A 4,770-nucleotide genomic window follows, 5' to 3' on the forward strand; every position below is an offset into this window, starting at 1 on the left:
TCATGACGCTGCCCCACTCCTGGCCCGCGATGCTCTCGGCCGGGTCGGTGGGCGCGGTGCGGCGCAACTACGCCTACCTGCCGATCTACTGGGTCTGCCTGGTGCTGCCGATGTTCATCGGCTTCGTCGCGTTCACCGCGCTCCCGCCGAGCACGAGCAGCAACGGGGCCCTGCTGACGATCGCCGGGCAGGTGTTCCCGTCGTGGTTCGTCGGGGTCGTGGTGGTGGCCACGGCGGCGACCGCGATGGTGCCGGCGGCCGGGCTGATCATCGGGATGTCGTCGCTCGTGGCGCGCAACGTCGTCCGCACGACGTCGCCGCAGGGCCAGACCGTGGTCAACCAGGCCTCGGTGGTGGTGCTCACCGGCCTCGCCCTCGTCCTCGCGATCGTGCGGCCCGACCTGCTCGCGAACCTGCTGCTGCTCACCTACTCGGGGCTCGACCAGCTGGTGCCGGCGCTCGTGCTCGCGCTGTTCGCCCGGCGCTGGGCCGGGCTGCGCCCGGTGGTGGCGGGCCTCGTCGTCGGGGAGGTCGTGGTGATCGCGCTGACCTTCGGGCCCTACGACGGGACCGTGAACGAGGGGCTGATCGCGCTGGTGCCCAACATCGCCGTCGTCGTGGTCGGGGCGCTGATCGAGCGGCGCCGCGGCGGAGGTGCTCCGATGAGGACGGACCGGTCCGAGCCGACCCCCGTCCCCGCGCGGGGGGAGCCGGCGGCCGGGTAGGGCGACGGGGGAGGACGGCGACGGATGACGCGGCTGCTGCTGCACGGCGGCGAGGTGCTCGACGGGACCGGGGCGCCGGCCGCGCCCGCCGACGTCGTCGTGGACACCGCGACGGGGACGATCCTCGACGTCGGGCCCGGGCTGGACGGTGACGACGCCGTCGACTGCGCCGGGGCGACCGTCACCCCGGGCTTCGTCGACGCCCACGTGCACGTCACCAGCTCCGGGGTCGACCTGCTGTCGCGGGTGACGACGCCGTTCTCCTATCAGTTCTTCGCGGCCGCGCGGAACCTCACGGCCACCCTGCGGGCGGGGGTCACGACGGTGCGCGACGCGGGCGGCGCCGACGCCGGGGTGCGGCAGGCGGTGGCCGACGGGCTCGTCGAGGGCCCGCGGATGCGGATCGCGATCACCATCCTCGGCCAGACCGGCGGGCACTCCGACGGCTGGATGCCCTCCGGGCACTGCGTCCCGCTCTCGCTGCCGCACCCGGGTCGCCCGGCCGGGGTCGCCGACGGCGTCGACGGGGTCCGTCGCGTGGTCCGCGAGGTGCTGCGCGCGGGCGCCGACGTCGTGAAGATCTGCACGACCGGCGGGGTGCTCTCGCCGGGCGACGACCCGGAGCACTCGCAGTTCTCGCCGGAGGAGATCGCGGTCGTCGTCGCCGAGGCCGCCGCGCAGGGCCGGGAGGTGATGTCCCACGCGCAGGGCAGCCAGGGCATCAAGAACGCCGTCCGGGCCGGGGTGCGCTCGATCGAGCACGGCATATACCTCGACGACGAGGCGATCGAGCTGATGCTCGCCCACGACACCGTGCTGGTGCCGACCCTCGTGGCGCCGCGGGCGGTCCTCGAGGCCGCCGGGGCGGGGGCGCGGCTGCCCGCGGAGGTCGTCGCGAAGGCCGCGGCCGTCGTCGACGTGCACACCGAGTCGATCCGGCGGGCCGTGGCGGCCGGCGTCCGGATCGCGATGGGCACCGACTCGGGGGTCGGCCCGCACGGGCGCAACCTCACCGAACTGCCGCTCATGGCCGCGTGCGGCATGCCGGCCGAGGCGGTCGTCGCGGCGTCCACCTCGGCGGGCGCGCGGCTGCTGGGGCTGGGTGAGGTCACCGGCCGCGTCGCGCCGGGGCTCGCCGCCGACCTCTGCGTGGTCGACGGCAGGCTGTCCGGCGACGGCGGGCTCGACGACCTCTCGGCGCGGCTTCGGGCGGTGTTCCGGGCGGGGGTCCCGGTCGCCCTCGGATGAGCGCCGGGGTCAGTGCTTCTTGCCGCCGCCGAACCGCTTGAACATCTCCTGGGCCTTCGCGCGGTTCTTCGGGTCCTGCGCGTAGCGCTTCGCCTGGTCGGTGTACTTGCGGCCCTGGGGGCTCTTGAGGAAGTCCTGGACCTTCTGGAAGAGACCGGGCACGAGGCACTCCTTGCGGGTCGATATCCGATGTGTCCGCTTCAGGCTACCCGCGCCCCGCCGCCCCTCCTGAGTTACTCGTCAGTAGCTCCCTACTACCTACTGGCGAGTAACATGAGAGGGGTACGCCACGTCGCCCCGCGCCGGTGCTCGTGGGACAGTCGGGACAGGGCGAACTGCTACCGACGGGTAACCACTGTCGTCGGTGGCCACCGGATTCGCAGGCACAGGAGGTCACAGAGGACCCATGAACATCGTCGTGCTGATCAAGCAGGTGCCGGACACCTGGTCGGAGCGCACGCTCTCCGACGGTGACAAGACCCTGGACCGCGCCTCGTCGGACGCGGTGCTGGACGAGATCAACGAGCGCGCCGTGGAGGAGGCGCTCAAGATCAAGGAGGCGGGCGGCGCCGAGGTCACCATCCTGACCGCCGGCCCCGACCGCGCCACGGACGCCATCCGCAAGGCCCTCTCCATGGGCGCGGACAAGGCCGTCCACGTGAACGACGACGCCATCCACGGCTCGGACGCCGTGGCCACGGCGAAGGTGCTCGCCAAGGCGATCGGCACGGTCGGCGACGTCGACCTCGTCATCGCCGGCAACGAGGCCACCGACGGCCGCAGCGGCGCCATGGCCGGGATGGTCGGCGAGGTCCTCGGGTGGCCCTCGCTCACCCACGCCAACGAGCTGTCCGTCAGCGACGGCACCGCCTCCGTCAAGCGCGAGACCGACGAGGGCACCTGCGACGTCACCGCGTCGTTGCCCGCCGTCGTGAGCGTGGCCGAGAAGATCAACGAGCCGCGCTACCCCTCGTTCAAGGGGATCATGGCGGCGAAGAAGAAGCCGGTGAACACCCTCGGCGTCTCGGACCTGGGCCTCGACGCCTCCGAGGTCGGCCTGGCCGGGTCGCTCGTCCAGGTCGACTCGTTCGCACCGCGCCCGCCGAAGTCCGGCGGCCAGAAGGTCGAGGACGAGGGTGACGGCGGCGCGAAGATCGCCGAGTTCCTCGTCGGCCAGAAGCTCATCTGAGCACCGTCCACGAGGAGGAGAAGACCCATGGCTGAAGTGCTGGTCCTCGTCGACCACGTCGACGGTGAGATCAAGAAGAACACCTACGAGATGCTGACCGCGGCCCGCCGCCTCGGTGAGCCGTCCGCGGTCGTCGTCGGGACGCCCGGCACGGCCACGAAGCTGGCCGAGGGCCTCGCCGCGCACGGTGCGGAGAAGGTCTACGTCGCCGAGTCCGACGACGTGGTCAACTACCTCTCGACCCCGCAGGTCGACGTGCTGGCCGCCCTGGTCGAGCGCGTCTCGCCGCCCGCGGTGCTCATCCCGGCGGGCGCCGACGGCCGCGAGGTCGCGGGCCGCCTGGCGGTGCGCACCAACTCGGGGTGGCTGAACGACCTGGTGGACATCGACGGCGACCGCACCGGGTCGCACTCGATCTTCGGTGGCGCGTTCACGGTCCAGTCGCACGCGACCACCGATACCGCGATCGTCTCGTGGCGCTCGGGCTCCATCGAGATCGAGGAGAGCGCCGCGGCCGGCACGCAGGAGACCGTCGAGGTCCCCGCGATCGACGAGGCACGCTCGGCGAAGGTCTCGAACCGCGCCCCGATCGTCGGCGGTGACCGTCCGGAGCTCACCGAGGCGACCGTCGTGGTCTCCGGTGGCCGCGGGGTCGGGTCGGCCGACAACTTCGACGTCGTCGAGAAGCTCGCCGACTCGCTGCACGCCGCCGTGGGCGCCTCGCGCGCCGCGGTCGACTCCGGCTACTACCCGAACCAGTTCCAGGTCGGGCAGACCGGCAAGACCGTGTCCCCGCAGCTGTACGTGGCGCTGGGCATCTCCGGCGCCATCCAGCACCGGGCCGGCATGCAGACCTCGAAGACGATCGTCGCGGTGAACAAGGACCCGGAGGCGCCGATCTTCGAGATCGCCGACTTCGGCGTGGTGGGCGACCTGTTCACCATCGCCCCCCAGCTGGCCGAAATGGTGGAGAAACGCAAAAGCTGAGGGGAACAGGCAAGGCCACGTCAATCGATGTAGCCTTCAGCAAGTTCCGGAGATATGAGGCTGGCTCAGGGGATATTGATGACTTGCCCTGGGACGATGCGATCAGGGTTGGTGATCTGCGGGTTTGCTGCCTCTAAATCTGACAGGCTAACCCCGAACTTCCTTGCGATGCCGCTCAGGGTATCTCCTGGCTGAACAGTGTATGTGCGCCGAGGACGAGGAGGAGATTCATGTGTATACCAGTCGACGCATGCCCACGCAACGTAATCTGTGCGGCCCTCGTACGGGACTGGGATCCACCAATGGCTCCCCCCGCAGCTCTGGTACGGCGCGCCGGACACAGCCTCGCAACTGGCGGGAATGGACTGCCCGGCGTCGAGGTGACCATCAGACCTTGAGTCACTAGTGGCTCGTTCGCGTATGTTCAGGCCATCGACCCTGCTGACGACCCAGCAAGGCGACTCGCTCCCGCTATCCTGACCGCCGACGGTAAAACCCTGTATGGGACGGCTGCCCACTTGGGGTCGCGGGGGATCCTGGGATCCAGGCCGGGGTGCATTCTCGGTCATGTGAACCATCCTGTTTGCCCTGATTGCGCCTTAAATTCTCATTGTGTGCTGG

General features: G+C 70.7%; 5 protein-coding genes. 4 read left to right on the plus strand and 1 reads right to left on the minus strand.

What is annotated here, in order from left to right:
• Together AC0CYZ_RS20895 and AC0CYZ_RS20900 are read left to right on the plus strand one after the other, a co-directional pair.
• Positions 1-725, plus strand: a 725-nt coding sequence (locus tag AC0CYZ_RS20895; RefSeq protein ID WP_472218834.1) for a sodium:solute symporter family transporter, incomplete at its 5' end; no start/stop codon positions are given.
• 24 nt (positions 726-749) lie between these two features.
• Positions 750-1,973: a metal-dependent hydrolase family protein gene (locus tag AC0CYZ_RS20900; protein WP_472218836.1), complete on the plus strand. Its 1,224-nt coding sequence runs from the start codon at positions 750-752 to the stop codon at positions 1,971-1,973.
• A gap of 9 nt (positions 1,974-1,982) precedes the next feature.
• Here the strand turns inward: AC0CYZ_RS20900 and AC0CYZ_RS20905 are convergent, their stop codons facing one another.
• The gene (locus AC0CYZ_RS20905) at positions 1,983-2,135 is read right to left on the minus strand and encodes a hypothetical protein (RefSeq protein WP_472218838.1); all 153 of its coding nucleotides are present in this window, start codon (positions 2,133-2,135) and stop codon (positions 1,983-1,985) included.
• 244 nt (positions 2,136-2,379) lie between these two features.
• Here AC0CYZ_RS20905 and AC0CYZ_RS20910 point away from each other — a divergent pair, with 244 nt between their 5' ends.
• On the plus strand, positions 2,380-3,162 hold the full coding sequence (locus tag AC0CYZ_RS20910; protein WP_472218840.1) for an electron transfer flavoprotein subunit beta/FixA family protein: 783 nt from the start codon (positions 2,380-2,382) through the stop codon (positions 3,160-3,162).
• Positions 3,163-3,189: 27 nt separating this feature from the next.
• Positions 3,190-4,149, plus strand: a complete 960-nt coding sequence (locus AC0CYZ_RS20915) for an electron transfer flavoprotein subunit alpha/FixB family protein (protein ID WP_472218842.1) — start codon at positions 3,190-3,192, stop codon at positions 4,147-4,149.
• Positions 4,150-4,770: the final 621 nt, after the last annotated feature.

This window comes from Actinomycetospora sp., assembly GCF_055612215.1.

Coding starts and splice junctions, on each gene's coding strand:
- AC0CYZ_RS20900 (WP_472218836.1), top strand. CDS start 750: ATGACGCGGCTGCTGCTGCACGGCGGCGAGGTGCTCGACGGGACCGGG.
- AC0CYZ_RS20910 (WP_472218840.1), top strand. CDS start 2,380: ATGAACATCGTCGTGCTGATCAAGCAGGTGCCGGACACCTGGTCGGAG.
- AC0CYZ_RS20915 (WP_472218842.1), top strand. CDS start 3,190: ATGGCTGAAGTGCTGGTCCTCGTCGACCACGTCGACGGTGAGATCAAG.